Below are 15,950 nucleotides of genomic sequence, written 5' to 3' on the forward strand. Positions count from 1 at the left end.
GTGGGCAAGCAAGCATAGGAGCAGATTATGCATTTATGGCGTCAGCAACCGCTGAACATAGCATTAATGGACAGATGTCCATTGACGCTGGAAGGGTTGGCCAGTTTTTTAAAAACGCTGCCAACCCAGGTAAAAGTCGTCGTAAAGGAAACCAGCGTACGTGCGGTGGTGGATAGCGTGGTCTATCAGCAGGCCGACGTGCTGATTACCGAACTGGACGGTGAAGATGAGACGCCCGCTAAGGGCAGGGAAGCGTTGCTGGCCCTGTGCACGCAACTGCCCGAATTACGGGTGATTGCCTATACCCGTTGCCGTAATGCAGAAGAGTTAGGGCGATTGTTGCCTCAGCCCAATGTCAGCATCGTCGCCAGAGATGACGCTTTACCGCTGGTGGCGGAGTTTTTTAATCGGGTCTTGCTTGGGGAGCGAGTGTTGAGCCCACAGATAGGGACTTTTCTGGCCCCCTCGGTTAGCGCAGATGAGGTGGCCACTCGGAAGCTGACTCGCTGCGAGACTGATGTGTTGGCCTTTTTGTTCAACGGCATGAGCCTGCGGCAAATTGCCGAATTGCAACGCCGCAGCATCAAGACGATCAGCGCGCATAAATGCAGCGCCATGCGCAAACTGCAGGTGAAGAATGACAGCGAACTATTTTCATTGCACGGCAATATTACGCGACAATTTGGCGGGAAGTGGTCAAAGGGGACTTAATCGTTAATGGTAGGGTATAAGCCGGTAGCATAGGCGTTGAAAAAACAATCAAACAAGTGTTCCCCTGGGCGGGTGGATGAAAGCAGCTCGGCGTTGGAATAGTGCTGAATTAGACCGTTGTTGGCGTGCCGGGCTGCATTTTCCCATCCGATATTTTTACCTTACTCGATGCGCATGTTAAAAGAAGATGAGCGCCTGCATCGTTATTTCCATCGTAAGATTAAATGCTGATCGTGCGGAATCGCTCTACATTGGTTGCGGTGTAGATCACCGTATTCTGGATATTTTTGTGCCCTAAATAATCCTGAATCAAGCGCGTATCGACCCCGTTATCTGCAAGCGCGTAACCGCAGGAGTGTCGCAGCATGTGAGGATGAACCTGAACGCTAATGCCGGCCATTTCACCGTACATTCTCATTAGGCGATACAGTTGCTGACGTGAAATTTGCCCGCCGTGGCGCGACAGAAATAACCATGGGGAATTGGCGTCAGGATAGTTCGCCCGCTGGGCCAGCCAGTTTAACAGCGCCTGTCGTTCTCGCGGCTGAATGGGGTGCTGAACGGAAAAACCGTTCTTTAGCCGAGATATATGGATCCGATGGGAGGTAAGATCAATATCTTGCAGGCGTAATGATCGCAGTTCGCTCACCCGCAAGCCGTGAATGAAGCACATTAATAGTAAACAACGATCTCGAATGCTATTTTTACCCTCATGCACGGCGGCAATCAGTTGTTCAATTTCAATCTGGCTAAGGAATTTCCTTTTTTTCATTTTCCTTTCCTGCGTATCTGGTACTGGCGATTTCCATCATGAAGTTTTATTAAAGCATTGGAACATAATAGGCAGCAAAGGAAATAAATAATTTTATTTGTGAATTCATGGGTTTATTTTATCTTTTTATTTTTTGCTATTTTTTTAGTGAATGCATTTTGATTTTATAGATCTATGTTCTTGAGCAGCTTATTTAATTGGCGAATATTTAGCGCCTAAAGCGAACGATGCTGCGAATTGGTCGCCGGCAGGCGGCAACCGCGATAACGCCTCACCCCGACCGGTGCTTGATAAACTATGATGAGAATTCGTCTTGATCTCATTCTCACGCCGCTTACAATGCCTGCCAGATCGCGACTTCAGAGGTTTGTTCATGGAACTGCTACGGGTGGTTTATCGCCAGTATCGTTGGCCATTTCTGGCGGTTATGGCATTGACCATGGCCAGCGCCGGTTTAGGCATCGGTATCATTGCTTTTATCAATCAATATCTGATGGACGTCAGCGGCAACCCATTGGCCGTGTTGCCGATGTTTCTCGCCCTGCTGGCATTGTTGATAGCGGTCACGTTGGGTTCACAGCTGGCGCTGACCACATTGGGCCATTACTTCGTCTATCGGCTGCGTGGGCAACTGGTGAAGCGCATTCTGGATACCGAGATCGAGCGCCTCGAACAGTTAGGCAGCGCCTCATTGCTGGCCAGTCTGTCCAGTGACATCCGCAATATCACCATCGCCTTCGTGCGCTTGCCCGAATTGGTGCAAGGGGTGATTTTGACCCTGGGGGCAGCGGCCTATCTGGGGTGGTTATCGCCGAAAATGCTGGCGGTCACGGCGGTTTGGGTGGCGGTGACCGTGGTGGGTAGCGGCTGCCTGGTGTCACGGGTTTATCGCCATATGGCCAGTTTGCGCGAGTCAGAAGAGCGTCTCTATCATCGTTATGAATCGGTGATTGACGGCCGTAAGGAACTGACGTTGAACCGCAAACGGGCGCAGGCGTTATACGAGCAGGCCTATCAGCCCGACGCGCAAGCCTATCGCTACCATATCATTCGCGCCGATACCTTCCATTTGAGTGCGCTCAACTGGTCTAACATCATGATGTTAGGGGCGATCGGGCTGGTGTTCTTTATGGCCAACAGTTTGGGATGGGCGGACTCGACGGTGGCCGCGACCTACTCGCTGACGCTGCTGTTCTTGCGCACGCCCTTACTGCAGGCCGTGGGGGCGTTTCCGACGCTGGTCGGCGCCGAAGTGGCCTTCAACAAGCTGAAAGCGCTGCGTCTGGCCGAGTATCAGCCGGGGTTTCCAGCCGCCGTTGGCCGTTCCTGGCAGACGCTGGAGCTGCGCGACGTGGTTTTTCACTATGCAGATGCGGAACAACAGCCCGGTTTTACCGTCGGGCCGCTTAATCTGACGCTGCGGCGCGGTGAGCTGGTGTTTCTTATCGGCGGCAACGGCAGCGGCAAGTCAACGCTGGCGATGCTGTTGACCGGATTGTATCGGCCGGTAAGCGGGCACATCGTTCTGGATGGTGTCGCACAGACCGCGGCGGATATGCCGGACTATCGCCGGCTGTTTTCAGCGATTTTCACCGATTTTCATCAGTTCGATCGTTTACAAGGACCGGAAGGCGGCGAACCTGATACGGCGCTGGTCGCGCATTGGCTTGAACGGTTGAATATGAAAAGCAAATTGCAGTTCGACGGCGCCAGAGTGACCAACCCGCAACTGTCGCAGGGGCAGCGCAAACGTCTGGCCCTGTTGCTGGCGGTGGCGGAACAACGCGATATTTTGCTGTTGGATGAATGGGCCGCTGATCAGGATCCGCAGTTCCGGCGCATTTTCTATCGCGAACTGTTGCCGGCGCTGCGCGCGTTAGGCAAAACGGTGTTCGCCATCAGCCATGACGATCACTATTTCGAACACGCCGATCGGTTGCTGGAGATGCGCTCAGGCCATTTACGCGAGTTGACCGGCAGCGAGCGTGAACACGCCAGCCGGGATTCCGTCAGCAGAATCGGTTAACTTACGCCGGCCCGTGCCAGACCAAAACGGGCCGGCGCTTCTCCCGCGCATTATTTCAGTGCGTCGCTTCATTTTCTCTCGCTCCTCCAATGCTGTCTGCTGCCGATTTGGCTTACGACCAGTCAAATAATTGATGTTTGAATTATTTACCGGTGGTTTAATTTTGACCTTTAAAGGTGTGGCACACTGCGCATTCGTTCGCCTATCAAAACACGTTCTCGCCTGCCGATAACAGTGATATCCACGGTGCCGTTGTGGCTGATTCGGCAATGCAGACCTATGGGTAGCAGAATTTTTTTAAATTTCCATAGGAAAAAACGACTTTATTGATCGTTAAAATAGATCAATAATTTTATTTTGAGTGGTTTAATCTATTGGTTAGGGGCGCTGTGGTGAGCAAGGATGGATCAAATATCAAACGTAAAGCATGGCTGTGTGTGTTTATCGGTAGCGGGCTGTTCTGGCTGCTAACCGCTGCCGTGATTTACTGGTTACTGAGTTAGCAGGTTAAGCAGGAAGACGATTCGTGAACAAGAAGCAGGCTAAAAACCGTGAGGGCGTTCAGCGTCGCGCACAGTCAAAAATTCCGCCTTCATGGGGGCTGAGCGATGAGCAGCGCGCCTTTATTGAAGATTTATGGCAGGATACCGCTCCCGAAGCGGCGCGGCCCATCGTTCAGCGACGTTAGCCGATCACGCGGCTGCGGCCGGCCAGCGCGCCGAACAGCATTTGCAAGACGGTCAGGCATAGCAGAGCGATCAACGGCCAGCGCCAGCCTTCCGTCAGATCGTGCAACAGGCCGAATAAGGTGGGTCCCAGCGCGGCCAACAGATAACCGACGGATTGCGCCATGCCCGACAGCAGCGTCGCCTGATGATGATGCTGACTGCGCAATCCAAAGAACGACAACGCCAGCACCAGCGAACTCCCCGCTCCCAACCCGGCAAACGTCAGCCACACCAGTGAACTGGCGGGTTGCACCAATAATCCCCCGACGCCGATAAAGATCAGCAGAGAACTGCCCAGCGCTATCGCCCGCTGATCGCGCGCCCGCGGCAAAATCACCACCATGACAAAGTTGGCGACGATCGCCACCACCTGATAAACGAACAGCTCGAAGCCCGCCTGCTGGGCTGAGGCGCCGTGGCTGACGGCAAAGGCGCTGAACCAGCCGATAATGGTGTAGAAGGCGATCGATTGCAGCCCCATGAACATCGCCACTTGCCAGCCCAGCGCGCTGCCCCAGGGAGAGCGATAGCGTTGCGGCTCTGCCGATTGTGGCTCTTTGGCTGCGGGTGTGGCTGTGCGCCGCAGCTGCGGCAACCAGATCAACAGCGCCAACAGCGCAGGTAATCCCCAGCACAGCAAGGAGAAGCGCCAGCCGAGATCGGCCAGGGAAGCCAGCGGTACCGCCAGACCGGAGGCGATGGCGGCGACCAGTGACATCACCGCCGCATAGGCCGCTATCATCGCGGCGGCGCGATGAGGAAAATCTCTTTTCACCAGCGTTGGCAGCACCACATTGGCGAAGGCGATGGCGGCGCCGATCAGAACGCTTCCCAGCCAGAGCATGGCGTCTTGCGGCAGGGAACGCAGCGCGATGCCGCAAACCAGCAGTGCGAGGGCAAAGCCCAGGGTGCGTTCGATTCCGAAGCGTTTCGCCAGCGCCGGGGTGAGTGGCGAGAGGACGGCGAACAGGATCAGCGGCAGCGAGTTGATCAGGCCGGCGGCGGTGGCGGACAACGCCAGCTGTTGCTGAATCTGTTCCAGCAGCGGGCCGACGCTGGTGAGGGCGGCGCGCAGGTTAGCCGCGATCAGCATGATGCCAACGATCAGCAGAGCAGGGCGATGCAAACGGCGACGCGAGGTCGCGATGGATGATGATGAAGATGAAGCGGGTTGCGGCATGAGTTCCTCGCACCAGGGCATGCAGACAATCAGCGCTGCATGGCGTGATGCGTTGATTGACGTTAACGCTTACGTACCGACAAGGAGCCGATATCTGATCGCAAGTGTAGGGAAGATGGCTCGTGCTGACAAGGGGATGGCCCGGCGGGATGGAGAGGGCTGACCCCCGCCGGCTGCAGGATAATTACCATTATGTGATCCTGGTCACTTAGCGAACTAAAAGTCATGGGGCAGGACGGGGTCTGCGGCGCTTTCACTTCTGCCGCCGCCGGTGCGGCTGCTCTCCGGCGCTCATGCTCGTCATGGCATTTCATTTTTCTCCCATTCCATTTTTTTTGCTTTTCGATTCGTTTCGATTCGAAAGGTTTTTTGGCGGTTTTTTTGCTAAAACGGGGCTGTAAGCCCGATCACAATTTCATTGCTTTCGCTTTGCTGTAATGCCAGCGCAGTAGAGCGAAAGCCATCTTCTCCCCGGCGATACCGGAAACCTGAGGACCGCAGCTCATGCCAGTGAATACCGCAAAGCGACGTGAACACATCATCGATCTGTTATGCGAGCACGGCAGCGTGCGTGTGGAACAGCTCAGCAAACAGTTTGCAGTATCCACGGTGACGATCCGCAACGATCTGCGCTTTCTGGAACGAAAAGGGTGTGCGCTGCGCGCTTACGGCGGCGCAATGCTCAATCAGCAATTCGCTTTCGATCGGCCGCTGCGGGACAAAGGGCGGTTGAATCGCGATGTCAAAACGCTGATCGCCAACGCGGCGGCCGGCTATGTGCGCGACGGCGAGGCGCTGATCCTCGATTCCGGTTCAACCACCGCGCAGATTGTGCCGTTCCTGAAGGGGCGGCGCGATCTGGTGGTGATGACCAACGCGTTGAACATTGCCTATGAGCTTTCGGGAAACGACGGGGTGGAAGTCATGGTGCTGGGGGGCAGCGTGCGCCGCAACTCTTACTCGCTCTACGGCCCGGCTGCCGAGCAGCAATTGCGTCAGTACCGCTTCGACAAGCTGTTTTTGGGCGTCGACGGGTTCGATCTGAGCGCCGGCATCACCACGCCTCACCCCGGTGAAGCGCACCTCAATCGCGTGATGTGCGAGGTGGCGCGCGAGATTATCGCGGTGGCGGATGCCAGCAAATTCGGTCGCAAGAGCTTTTGCATGATTCGCGAAGCCGGACAAATCCATCGGCTGATCACTGACAGCCGTCTTCCGGACGATTACGAGCGGGCGTTAACCGAGCTGGGCGTGGAGGTCATCATCGCCGATCGGTAGCACGGCGCCTGCATGGGGGCTTCATGCAGCAGTTGTTACAGCTTGTCGAGCAGCACAAGGCCGGTATGCCGGTCGGGATTTTTTCCGTCTGTTCCGCCCATCCCTGGGTTCTGAAGGCCGCGCTGCGGCAGGCTAAAAGCCGCGGCACGCCGGTGTTGGTGGAAGCGACCTCCAACCAGGTCAATCAGTTCGGCGGCTATACCGGCCAAACGGCGGCCCAGTTCCGCGATGCGCTTTGGCGTCTGGCGGATGAGGTTGGCCTGGCGCGCGAGCGCGTGTGGCTGGGCGGCGATCATCTGGGGCCGAACGCCTGGCAGGATCGCCCGGCTCAGGAAGCGATGGCGCTGGCGGAAACGTTGATCGACGATTACGTTCGCGCCGGATTTCGCAAAATTCATCTCGATTGTTCCATGTCGTGCGCCGGCGATCCCTCGCCCCTGGGGGATGCGGCGGTCGCCGAGCGTGCGGCACGCCTGTGCGCGGTGGCGGAACGCGCCTGGGCGCAGAGCGGCGGCGAAGCGCCGGTCTATGTGATCGGCACCGAGGTGCCGGTGCCGGGCGGCGCGCAGGAGGCGTTGGCGGGCCTGCAGGTCACCACGCCGCAGGCGGTGGCGCAAACGCTGGAAATGCACCGTATCGCCTGGCAAAAAGCCGAGCTGAACGATGCCTGGCAGCGAACCATTGCGCTGGTGGTGCAGCCGGGCGTCGAGTTCGATCACCACAGCGTCGAACGTTATCAGCCGCAGCGCGCCGACGCATTGAGCCATTTCATCGAACGGCAGCCGGGCATGATCTATGAAGCGCACTCTACGGATTACCAACCGCCGCAGGCCTATCGCCAGTTGGTGCGCGATCACTTCGCCATCCTGAAGGTGGGGCCGGCGCTGACCTTTGCGCTGCGAGAAGCGCTGTTCGCTCTCGATCGCATCGAGCGTGAATGGCTGGGGGAACGCCAGTCGTCGCAGCTGCGCGCCACGCTGGAGCAGGTGATGCGCGAGCAGCCGCAGCAGTGGAGCCGCTATTACCACGGCACGCCGCACCAACAGTATCTCGATCGCCACTACAGCCTGAGCGATCGGGTGCGTTACTACTGGCCGCAGCCGCAGGTGCAGCAGGCGGTCGACGGCTTGCTGGACAACCTGCGCCGCAACCCGGCGCCGTTGGCGCTGCTCAGCCAGTACCTGCCGGATCAGGCGCGGGCGCTGAATGCCGGCGAGTTGAGCACCGATCCGCAGGAGTGGGTGCTGCATAAAGTGACGCAGGTACTCGACGATTACCACGCCGCCTGTTACCCGGAGGGCCGCTAGCATGCCGAACATTTTAATGACCCGCATCGACAATCGCCTGGTGCACGGCCAGGTGGGCGTGACCTGGACCAATACCCTCGGCGCCAACCTGGTGGTGGTGGCCAACGACGAGGCCGCCGCCGATCCGGTGCAGCAGAACCTGATGGACATGGTGGTGGCGGAAGGGGTGCAGACCCGTTATTTCACGCTGCAGAAAACCATTGACGTGATCCACAAGGCGGCGGATCGGCAGAAGATCTTTCTGGTGTGCAAAACGCCGCAGGACGTGTTGACGCTGGTGCGCGGCGGGGTGCCGATCCGTTTCGTCAACGTCGGCAATATGCACTTCGCCGAGGGGAAGCGGCAGGTGCACAAAACGGTGTCGCTGGACGACGGCGACGTGGCCGCGTTCCGCGCGCTGGCGGAACTGGGCGTGGAGTGCGAAGTGCGACGGGTGCCGGATGAAGCGGGTGAGGCGATCGGCAAACTGCTCTTTTGAGCCAGGGGGAAAGCATGTTGACGGATGCGTTATTGATTGCGCTGTTGGCCGGGCTGGCGGGGGTTGACCTGTTCGACGGTCTGACCCACTTCCACCGGCCGGTAGTGATGGGGCCGCTGGTGGGGCTGATTTTGGGCGATGTCTATACCGGGTTGCTGGTGGGTGGCACGCTGGAGCTGGTGTGGATGGGGATGGTGCCGTTGGCGGGAGCCCAACCGCCTAACGTGGTGATCGGCGGGGTGATCGGCACCGCATTCGCCATTCTGACCAAAGCCGATCCTAAAGTGGCGATCGGCGTGGCGGTGCCGTTCTCGATCGCGGTGCAGGGCTGCATCACGCTGCTGTTTACGTTGTTCTCACCGATGATGCACCGCTGCGATCGCATGGTGAAAGCGCTGAACTGGCGCGGCATTGAACGGGTGAACTATCTCGGCATCGGCATTCTGTTCATCTTCTATTTCGTGGTGGCATTCCTGCCGATTTACTTCGGCGCCGATGCAGCCAGCGCCATGGTGCAGAAAGCGCCGGGCTGGCTGCTGGACGGGCTGGCGGTGGCGGGGGGCATGATGCCGGCGATCGGTTTCTCGCTGCTGATGAAGGTGATGATGAAAAAAACCTACGTGGCCTATTTTATCCTCGGTTTCATCTCGGTCACGTTTCTCAAGCTGCCGATCCTGGCGGTGGCGCTGGGCGCCCTGGCGATCGCTTTGATTGATTTCTTCAACACGCAACGCGGCGCGGCAGAGGCGACGGCCCGGCCCGCTCCGCAGGAGGACGCCGAAGATGGCATTTAACGATTCCGACGATCTGCTGGCGCAAAAGGCCGAGCAGCGTATGGCGCAGGCGCTGGCCACCAGCCAGGTGGAGCAGGACGACTATCTGGACAGCCGGCCCGCCGAAGCGCTGACGCGCGGCGACATCAATCGCATGGCCTGGCGTTCGCTGCTGCTGCAGGCGTCGTTCAACTACGAGCGCATGCAGGCGGGCGGCTGGCTGTATCAGCTGATCCCCGCGCTGCGCAAGATCCACCGCAACCCGCAGGATCTGGCCAACTCGATGAAGATGCACATGGAATTTATCAACGTGCATCCGTTCGACGTCACCTTCCTGTCCGGCCTGGTGCTGGCGATGGAGCAGAACAAGGAAAAGATCTCCACCATTCGCGCGGTGAAAGTGGCGCTGATGGGGCCGCTTGGCGGTATCGGCGACGCGCTGTTTTGGCTGACGCTGTTGCCAATCTGCGCCGGCATAGGCGCTTCGCTGGCATTGGAGGGCAGCCTGTTCGGGCCGATCGTCTTCCTGCTGCTGTTCAACCTGTTCCACTTCGGCCTGCGTTTTGGGCTGGCGCACTACGGCTATCAGGCCGGCACCAGCGCGCTGGCGCTGCTGAAGACCCATACCCGGCGCATTTCTCACGCCGCTTCCATTGTCGGCATGACGGTGATCGGCGCGCTGGTGGCCTCGTACGTGCACCTGTCCACGCCGCTGGTGATGCATGCCGGCAAGGCCAGCGTGGCGCTGCAGACCGACGTGCTGGACAAGTTGATGCCCAACTTGCTGCCGCTGTGCTTCACGCTGCTCATTTTCTTCCTGATGAAGCGCGGATTCTCGCCGGTGAAGCTGATTGGCGTCACGGTAGCGATCGGCGTGGCGGGCAAATTTATCGGCATTTTATGAGGAGCGGGATATGCCAGGCATTGTGATTACCGGCCACGGCGGCTTTGCCTCCGGGCTGCTGCAGGCGGTGGAACAGGTGGTGGGGCCGCAGCGACATTGCGCGGCGGTCGATTTCCCCGAACAGATGAGCACCGCGCAGCTCAGGGACGCCTTACGCTCGGCGCTGGTCGCGGTGGCGCAGCCGGACGGCGTGGTGTTCCTGACCGACATGCTCGGCGGTTCGCCGTTTCGCAGCGCCTGTGAACTGGCGGATGCGCGGGGTGATTGCGAAGTGCTGACCGGCGTCAACATGCAGCTGGCGGCGGAAATGATGCTGGAACGTGACGGACTGAGCCTGGATGAATTTCGCGAGGTGGCGCTGGCGTGCGGTAAACGCGGCCTGACCAGCCTGTGGCATGAACGCCGCCGAGTGAAGTGCGAAGACGCGCAGGCCGACGGCATCTGAACGAAAACCGGGCGCGGGCGCGCCCGGCTACGTGAGTTAGGCCGGCAACGGGCTCAGCGCCAGACGCGCCGGTTGGTCTTCGCCGCGGCTGAAGCGCCAGCAGGTCTGGTGGTATTTCGCCACGCTGTTGCGGTGCGCCACGCTGACCAGCGTCACGTCCGGCAGTTCATCCACCAGCAGGCAGTACATCAGTTGCTCGGTTTCGTCGTCCAGCGCGCTGGTGGCCTCGTCGAGGAACAGGATGCTCGGGCGAATCAACAGGGCGCGGGCGAAGGCTAGCCGCTGTTGCTCGCCCGGCGACAGGCGATGGCTCCAGTTGGCGGAGGTGTCCAGCCAGCGCTGCAGGTGCTTCAGGCGGCAGTTTTCCAGCACCCGCATCAGCTGCGCGTCGCTGTATTCCGACGCCAGGCTCGGGTAGCTCAGCGCTTCGCGCAGCGTGCCGATCGGAATGTAGCTGCGCTGCGGCAGGAACAGCATGTTGGCGTTGCCCTCTACCCCGATGGCGCCCGCGCCGTAAGGCCAGATACCGGCGATGGCGCGCAGCAGCGTCGACTTGCCGCAGCCGGAAGGCCCGACGATCAGCAGGCGATCGCCGCGTTGCAGCGTCATCTCGGCGCCGGTCAGCAGCGGCTGGCCGTCGGGCAAGTGCAGGCTGAGGTTGTCCAGCGTTAACGGATGGGCGGTCTCCTCCCGCAGTTGAATGCCGCGCGGCTGATGGTGAACCTGATCGACGGCGGCGTTGAAGCCGGCCAGACGGTTAACGCAGGCTTTCCAGGTCGCCAAATCGTTAAATGCGTCGATAAACCACGACAGCGCGCCCTGCACCTGGCCGAAGGCCGAGGCGATCTGCATCAGGCCGCCCATCTGGATGGCGCCGGAGAAGTAGCGCGGCGCCGCCACCAGCAGGGGAAACACGATGGCGAACTGGCCGTAGAAGTTGGTGGCGATGTTGAGCCGCCGGGTGATGCGCATGATCGCCCACCAGTTGCTGCGAATGGTGTCGAAACGGTCGCCCAACTGCTGCGCCTCGCGCGGTTCGCCGTGGTACAGCGCAATGGCGTCGTTGTTTTCGCGGATGCGGATCAGGCCGAAACGGAAGTTCGCCTCATACCGTTCCTGGTTGAAGCCCAGCATGACCAGCGGTTTGCCGACCCACCAGATCAGCAGCGATCCCAACACCGCATACAGCAGCGCGAACCACACCATATAGCCGGGCAAGGTGATGGCGTGTTGCCCGAGCGCGAAGGTCATCGGCCCGCTGACGTGCCATAAAATGTCGATAAAGGAAAACAGCGTCACCAGGCTGGAGAGCAGCCCGAGCGACAGCGACAGGGTATATTGGGTCAGCACGTTGAGATCTTCAGCGATACGCTGATCGGGGTTATCGACGATCTGCTGCTGCTCGGTGTGGTAATACGCCTGGTGCGCCAGCCATTTTCCCATGAACCTTTCCGTCATCCAGCGCCGCCAGCGCATCTGCAGCCCCTGAGTCAGGTAGATCTTGTAGACCGCCAGCACGATGAAGATCAGCGCCAGATAGGTAAAGCGCCACAGCTGCGCCTTGAATACCGGGTAGTTTTTGTTCTGCAGCGCGTCGTAGAACACCTGGTTCCACTGGTTGATCTGCACGCTGATATAGACCAGGCCGAGCGACAGGACGACGATGGCGATCAGCATCATCCAGGCGCGCCATCGTTCCTCCGACACCCAAAAGGGTTTGATCAACTGCCAAATGGCGTGTTTCTGCAAGGGGGTTGCGTTCATAACGGCTCGATAATTGCGGTATTTTGTTCAGCATGGGCTGCGGGCCGGTAACAAACAAACCGCGACTGTAAGCAGTTTTGACTCCGCTAACCGTTTGAAATAAGGCGGCTGAATCGCCGTCGGCGCGCAGGTGAGCGCAATTGCGGCATACACTCCGGCGCCGGGCGGTTATACTGGCGCCGAATTTTTGCAGAAAGGATAAACGATGAAGGCTTGGTTTCCCCTGTTGCTGACCTGCGGCGTCTTCGCCAGCGCCCGGGCCTGGGCGCACATTGACGAGCCGGACATCGCCGCCGACTGCCAAAAGGTGGCGAGCTACGCCGAACTGGGAAAAAAGGCCTATCAGCGCCAGGATTACGCCAAAGCCGCCGACATCTTTCGCGATCAGGCGGCCTGGAGCGAGTTTTGCGGTCTGAGCGAGCAGGCTGTCGCCACGGCTTACAACAACGTGGCGCTGTCGCTGATGCACGCCGGTGAATTGCTCAAGGCGCAGGCCTATCTGGCGCTGGCGCCGCACGATGACAAATCGCAGCACAACATGAGTCTGTTGCGCCAACGCCTGGCGCAGCGGCCGCAGCCGCAGGGGCCGGGCGGCGTGTACTGGCAATACGCCGGGCGCGGGGTGTGGAGCGAAGTGGTGGTGAAGCCGCAGGGCGAGCGCTGGCTGATCGATTTTTCCGGCTACGCCATGCCGCAGATGGGGCTGTATTACGGCCCGAACATGGGCGACTTCACCGCCGAGCTGCCCATTGAGCACGGCAAGGCCGTCTACCATCAACATGACTCGGAAAGCGCGCAGGTCTGCGACGTGACGATGGCGTTTGGCGAGCAAGCGCTGGAGATGCATACGCGGGGGGATTGCGGGTTCGGCCACAATGTGCGGGCGGAAGGGCGGTTCGTGCGGGTCGAATGACCCGCCCCGGTGGCCGGGGCGAGAAGGGTTACGCCAGCGCGGCGGCGCCCAACAGATTCTTCCAGGCTTCCACATTGCCCAGATAATTGCCGGCCGGCAGCAGGTGCAGCTGGCCCTCGCTATCCTGCAGCGCAAAGGTCGGGAAGCCCTGGCCCTGCACTTTGGCCAGCAGCGCCCGGCTTTCCGCGATGTGTTGCGCGGTCGGCGCACCGCTGTTGAAGCGCATTTCGGCGATAAACGCCGCCGAAGGCAACCCCAGCTCTTTCGCCAACGCTTCCAGCACCGGCGTGTCGGCGATGCGTCGCCCTTCCTGATAGTGCGCCTGCTGAATGCGGTGCAGCATGTCCAGCCCGCGTCCCGCCAGTTTTTCCGCCGCCAGGATAGCCGTGATCGGCGGCTCGGAATCCATCACCGCCGTGGTGTCGCGCAGCAGGCCGTTGAAATAGGCTTCGCCGAAAGGCTGGCCCGTCATCTCGGCGATGCGCTTGTCGTGCGGAATGACGTAGTTGCGCCATTCGTCGGTAATCTGACGGCGGTTGTTGCCGGTCATCATGCCGCCGGCGTGCGGCACGACCTTCAGCCCGGGGAGGCTCTGAGCCGCTTTCACCAGCGGTGCGGCGCCGTAGCACCAACCGCACAGCGGATCGAAAATGTAATGCAGAGTGGTTTCGGTCATTTTTACTCCTCGCTTGGCGCGCGGCAAGCCGCCGCGGCGCCAGGGCTGGTTCAATCACGCACGGGCGCTTATTGCGGCCACTTCATCTCGCCTTTCAGCACTTTCGCGCTCAGTTCCAGGCTCGATTCGTCTTTCAGCGTCGGGTAGTGCTTTTTCATCGCTTCAATCAGCGCGGCGGAATCCTTGGCTTTTGGCAGTTCGGCTTCCAGCGTGGTCAGGTATTTTTGGGTAAAGTGCACCGATGCCAGTGTCTGTGCGGCACCCGGCAGGAAGTGGCCCGGCACGACGACCTGCGGCTTCAGCGCTTCGATGTTTTTCAGCGTCTGCTGCCAGTGCTGGCGCGATTCTACGCTCTGGTTATCGGCGATCCACGGATGGATATTGTCACCGGCGACCGCCACGCCGCCCACGACCGCTTTCAGCGCCGGGATCCACACGAAGGTGCGATCGGGAGTCGGGCCGTTCAGGCCTTTCACTTCCACTTTTTGACCGTCGATGGTGAAGCTGTCGCCCTGCAGCGGCTGCGGCACGATCACGGTTTTCGGCGCGTTGTCTTTCAGGATTGGGCCCCAGTAGGCGATTTTGCCGTCTTTGGTGGCGTTAATGTCCTTGATGGTGCCAGGCGAAGCGATGATTTTCGCCTCCGGGAAAGCGGCCTTAATCACGTCCAGACCGAAATAGAAATCCGGATCTGAGTGGCTGATGTAGACGGTGGTCAGTTTCTTGCCGGTCGCCTTGATCTTTTTCACCAGCTCTTCGGCATCGTTGCGCTGGAACTGTGCGTCGATCAGCGCCACTTCGTGTTTGCCGCTGATGATTTCGGAAGACACCGGGAACACGCTTTTCTCGCCCGGGTTATACACTTCCATGGTCAGGGTATCGGCAGCGGTGGCGTAGGTGCTCAGGGTGGCGACGCCGGTGAAGGCCAGAGTTAACAGTGATTTCTTAAACATGGGCAGAGGTCCTTAGGTATCGGTTAATGTTGTAATGATGTTAGGTTGCATAAAGCGATAGAAAAACCGGATAATAAGCAATTATTCGTTGCATAAATCGGACTAATCATGGATCGCATTACCGCCGCTGAGGTTTTTGTCACCATCGTCGATCGCGGCAGCATGATCGCCGCTGCGGAAACGCTGGAGATGTCGCGCGCGATGGTCACTCGCTACCTGGCCCAGATGGAGCAATGGGCCGGGGCGCGTTTACTGCACCGCACTACCCGTAAGCTTAGTCTGACCGACGCCGGTGAGCGTACTTTGGAGCGCTGCCGACAAATGTTGGCGCTGGCGGGGGAAATCGATCTGGTGGAGGAAGGGCAGAGCGACGAACTGCGCGGCCTGCTGCGCATCACCTGTTCGCAATCGCTCGGACAAACGGCGCTGGTGGGGGCCGTCGCCCAGTATCTGAAGCGTCATCCGCAGGTGGCGGTCGATCTGCAGATGAACAACCGGGCGGTGAACCTGGTGGAAGAGCGCATCGATCTGGCGCTGCGCATCACCAATGAGCTGGATCCCAACCTGATCGCCCGGCCGCTGTCCACCTGCGCGTCGGTGGTGTGCGCCGCGCCCGCTTATCTGGCGGCGCACGGCACGCCGCGCCAGCCGCAGGATCTGGCGTTGCACAACTGCCTGACTTATTCCTATTTCGGCAAAAGCCTGTGGCATTTCGACGCTCAGGGGGTGAAATCGGCGGTGGCGGTCAGCGGCAACCTGAGCGCCAACGAATCGGTGGTGCTGATGGCCGGTACGGTGCAGGGCGCGGGCATTTCCCTGCAGCCCTACTATTCGGCGGCGCCGCTGTTGGCCAGCGGCGAACTGGTGGAGCTGCTGCCGGGTTACCGGCCGCAATCGATGGGTATCTACGGCATCTACACCTCACGCCGACAAATGCCCGCCACCTTGCGCACCATGCTGGACTTTCTGGTGGAATGGTTCGCCAGCGATCCGCAGTGGCAGGCGACGCTGCGCTAAGGCCGCGGCAACATTCCCACGCCGT

17 protein-coding genes are annotated in these 15,950 nt (G+C 59.6%); 12 read left to right on the forward strand and 5 right to left on the reverse strand.

Translation table 11 applies throughout. From position 1 onward, the window contains the following. The first annotated feature begins 27 nt into the window (after positions 1-27). Positions 28-711, forward strand: a complete 684-nt coding sequence (locus ACUTQY_RS06065) for a response regulator transcription factor (RefSeq protein WP_033644816.1) — start codon at positions 28-30, stop codon at positions 709-711. Positions 712-931: 220 nt separating this feature from the next. Here the strand turns inward: ACUTQY_RS06065 and ACUTQY_RS06070 are convergent, their stop codons facing one another. Then, positions 932-1,483: a tyrosine-type DNA invertase gene (locus ACUTQY_RS06070; RefSeq protein WP_033644817.1), complete on the reverse strand. Its 552-nt coding sequence runs from the start codon at positions 1,481-1,483 to the stop codon at positions 932-934. Between the two features lie 373 nt (positions 1,484-1,856). On the opposite strand from ACUTQY_RS06070, the gene ACUTQY_RS06075 reads away from it, so the two are divergent. From ACUTQY_RS06075 to ACUTQY_RS06085, 3 genes are all read left to right on the forward strand, one after another. Further along, a complete protein-coding gene (locus tag ACUTQY_RS06075) occupies positions 1,857-3,509 on the forward strand; it encodes a multidrug ABC transporter permease/ATP-binding protein (protein WP_046687739.1) in 1,653 nt (550 codons plus the stop codon). A 389-nt stretch (positions 3,510-3,898) separates the two neighbouring features. Next, a complete protein-coding gene (locus ACUTQY_RS06080; RefSeq protein ID WP_071845171.1) occupies positions 3,899-4,012 on the forward strand; it encodes a YmiA family putative membrane protein in 114 nt (37 codons plus the stop codon). Positions 4,013-4,035: 23 nt separating this feature from the next. Continuing rightward, positions 4,036-4,197 carry a hypothetical protein gene (locus tag ACUTQY_RS06085; protein ID WP_162997249.1) on the forward strand — a complete coding sequence of 54 codons (162 nt, stop codon included), beginning with the start codon at positions 4,036-4,038 and terminating at the stop codon, positions 4,195-4,197. Here ACUTQY_RS06085 and ACUTQY_RS06090 read toward each other — a convergent pair. Continuing rightward, positions 4,194-5,417, reverse strand: a complete 1,224-nt coding sequence (locus ACUTQY_RS06090) for a CynX/NimT family MFS transporter (RefSeq protein ID WP_046687738.1) — start codon at positions 5,415-5,417, stop codon at positions 4,194-4,196. The two genes, ACUTQY_RS06085 and ACUTQY_RS06090, sit on opposite strands and share 4 nt — an antisense overlap. 504 nt (positions 5,418-5,921) lie before the next feature. Here ACUTQY_RS06090 and agaR point away from each other — a divergent pair. Genes agaR through agaF form a run of 6 tightly spaced genes read left to right on the forward strand, consistent with a single transcriptional unit; the run spans position 5,922 to position 10,602 of the window. After that, entirely contained in the window at positions 5,922-6,695 is a 774-nt protein-coding gene (agaR, locus tag ACUTQY_RS06095) for a transcriptional repressor AgaR (RefSeq protein WP_033644822.1), read from the forward strand. 23 nt (positions 6,696-6,718) lie between these two features. After that, complete coding sequence (locus ACUTQY_RS06100; RefSeq protein WP_046687737.1) at positions 6,719-8,002, forward strand: D-tagatose-bisphosphate aldolase, class II, non-catalytic subunit; 1,284 nt, start codon at positions 6,719-6,721, stop codon at positions 8,000-8,002. A 1-nt stretch (position 8,003) separates the two neighbouring features. Next, positions 8,004-8,480, forward strand: coding sequence for a PTS N-acetylgalactosamine transporter subunit IIB (agaV, locus tag ACUTQY_RS06105; protein ID WP_004931808.1), 477 nt, complete (start codon positions 8,004-8,006; stop codon positions 8,478-8,480). A 14-nt stretch (positions 8,481-8,494) separates the two neighbouring features. Further along, entirely contained in the window at positions 8,495-9,274 is a 780-nt protein-coding gene (agaW, locus tag ACUTQY_RS06110; protein WP_033644826.1) for a PTS N-acetylgalactosamine transporter subunit IIC, read from the forward strand. Continuing rightward, on the forward strand, positions 9,264-10,157 hold the full coding sequence (locus ACUTQY_RS06115; RefSeq protein ID WP_033644827.1) for a PTS system mannose/fructose/sorbose family transporter subunit IID: 894 nt from the start codon (positions 9,264-9,266) through the stop codon (positions 10,155-10,157). The genes agaW and ACUTQY_RS06115 overlap by 11 nt, the downstream gene beginning before the upstream one ends. A gap of 10 nt (positions 10,158-10,167) precedes the next feature. Further along, the gene (agaF, locus tag ACUTQY_RS06120) at positions 10,168-10,602 is read left to right on the forward strand and encodes a PTS galactosamine/N-acetylgalactosamine transporter subunit IIA (protein ID WP_033644830.1); all 435 of its coding nucleotides are present in this window, start codon (positions 10,168-10,170) and stop codon (positions 10,600-10,602) included. A 36-nt stretch (positions 10,603-10,638) separates the two neighbouring features. Here agaF and ACUTQY_RS06125 read toward each other — a convergent pair whose 3' ends face one another. After that, positions 10,639-12,366 (reverse strand): ABC transporter ATP-binding protein/permease, encoded by a 1,728-nt coding sequence (locus ACUTQY_RS06125; protein WP_046687736.1) that lies wholly within the window; start codon positions 12,364-12,366, stop codon positions 10,639-10,641. 205 nt (positions 12,367-12,571) lie between these two features. On the opposite strand from ACUTQY_RS06125, the gene ACUTQY_RS06130 reads away from it, so the two are divergent. Beyond that, positions 12,572-13,279, forward strand: coding sequence for a hypothetical protein (locus ACUTQY_RS06130; RefSeq protein ID WP_033644832.1), 708 nt, complete (start codon positions 12,572-12,574; stop codon positions 13,277-13,279). 28 nt (positions 13,280-13,307) lie between these two features. Here ACUTQY_RS06130 and ACUTQY_RS06135 read toward each other — a convergent pair whose 3' ends face one another. After that, entirely contained in the window at positions 13,308-13,955 is a 648-nt protein-coding gene (locus ACUTQY_RS06135) for a DsbA family protein (RefSeq protein ID WP_033644834.1), read from the reverse strand. 68 nt (positions 13,956-14,023) lie between these two features. Beyond that, positions 14,024-14,908 (reverse strand): MBL fold metallo-hydrolase, encoded by an 885-nt coding sequence (locus ACUTQY_RS06140; RefSeq protein ID WP_046687735.1) that lies wholly within the window; start codon positions 14,906-14,908, stop codon positions 14,024-14,026. A gap of 108 nt (positions 14,909-15,016) precedes the next feature. Between ACUTQY_RS06140 and ACUTQY_RS06145 the strand changes: the two genes are divergently transcribed. Further along, complete coding sequence (locus ACUTQY_RS06145; RefSeq protein WP_033644836.1) at positions 15,017-15,925, forward strand: LysR family transcriptional regulator; 909 nt, start codon at positions 15,017-15,019, stop codon at positions 15,923-15,925. Positions 15,926-15,950: the final 25 nt, after the last annotated feature.

The organism is Serratia sp. TSA_130.1 (assembly GCF_052691795.1).

What these genes read in the sequence shown, in the direction of transcription:
- ACUTQY_RS06065 (WP_033644816.1), top strand. Translation starts at nt 28, where the DNA reads ATGCATTTATGGCGTCAGCAACCGCTGAACATAGCATTAATGGACAGA.
- ACUTQY_RS06070 (WP_033644817.1), bottom strand. Translation starts at nt 1,483, where the DNA reads ATGAAAAAAAGGAAATTCCTTAGCCAGATTGAAATTGAACAACTGATT.
- ACUTQY_RS06075 (WP_046687739.1), top strand. Translation starts at nt 1,857, where the DNA reads ATGGAACTGCTACGGGTGGTTTATCGCCAGTATCGTTGGCCATTTCTG.
- ACUTQY_RS06090 (WP_046687738.1), bottom strand. Translation starts at nt 5,417, where the DNA reads ATGCCGCAACCCGCTTCATCTTCATCATCATCCATCGCGACCTCGCGT.
- agaR (WP_033644822.1), top strand. Translation starts at nt 5,922, where the DNA reads ATGCCAGTGAATACCGCAAAGCGACGTGAACACATCATCGATCTGTTA.
- ACUTQY_RS06100 (WP_046687737.1), top strand. Translation starts at nt 6,719, where the DNA reads ATGCAGCAGTTGTTACAGCTTGTCGAGCAGCACAAGGCCGGTATGCCG.
- agaV (WP_004931808.1), top strand. Translation starts at nt 8,004, where the DNA reads ATGCCGAACATTTTAATGACCCGCATCGACAATCGCCTGGTGCACGGC.
- agaW (WP_033644826.1), top strand. Translation starts at nt 8,495, where the DNA reads ATGTTGACGGATGCGTTATTGATTGCGCTGTTGGCCGGGCTGGCGGGG.
- ACUTQY_RS06115 (WP_033644827.1), top strand. Translation starts at nt 9,264, where the DNA reads ATGGCATTTAACGATTCCGACGATCTGCTGGCGCAAAAGGCCGAGCAG.
- agaF (WP_033644830.1), top strand. Translation starts at nt 10,168, where the DNA reads ATGCCAGGCATTGTGATTACCGGCCACGGCGGCTTTGCCTCCGGGCTG.
- ACUTQY_RS06125 (WP_046687736.1), bottom strand. Translation starts at nt 12,366, where the DNA reads ATGAACGCAACCCCCTTGCAGAAACACGCCATTTGGCAGTTGATCAAA.
- ACUTQY_RS06130 (WP_033644832.1), top strand. Translation starts at nt 12,572, where the DNA reads ATGAAGGCTTGGTTTCCCCTGTTGCTGACCTGCGGCGTCTTCGCCAGC.
- ACUTQY_RS06135 (WP_033644834.1), bottom strand. Translation starts at nt 13,955, where the DNA reads ATGACCGAAACCACTCTGCATTACATTTTCGATCCGCTGTGCGGTTGG.
- ACUTQY_RS06140 (WP_046687735.1), bottom strand. Translation starts at nt 14,908, where the DNA reads ATGTTTAAGAAATCACTGTTAACTCTGGCCTTCACCGGCGTCGCCACC.
- ACUTQY_RS06145 (WP_033644836.1), top strand. Translation starts at nt 15,017, where the DNA reads ATGGATCGCATTACCGCCGCTGAGGTTTTTGTCACCATCGTCGATCGC.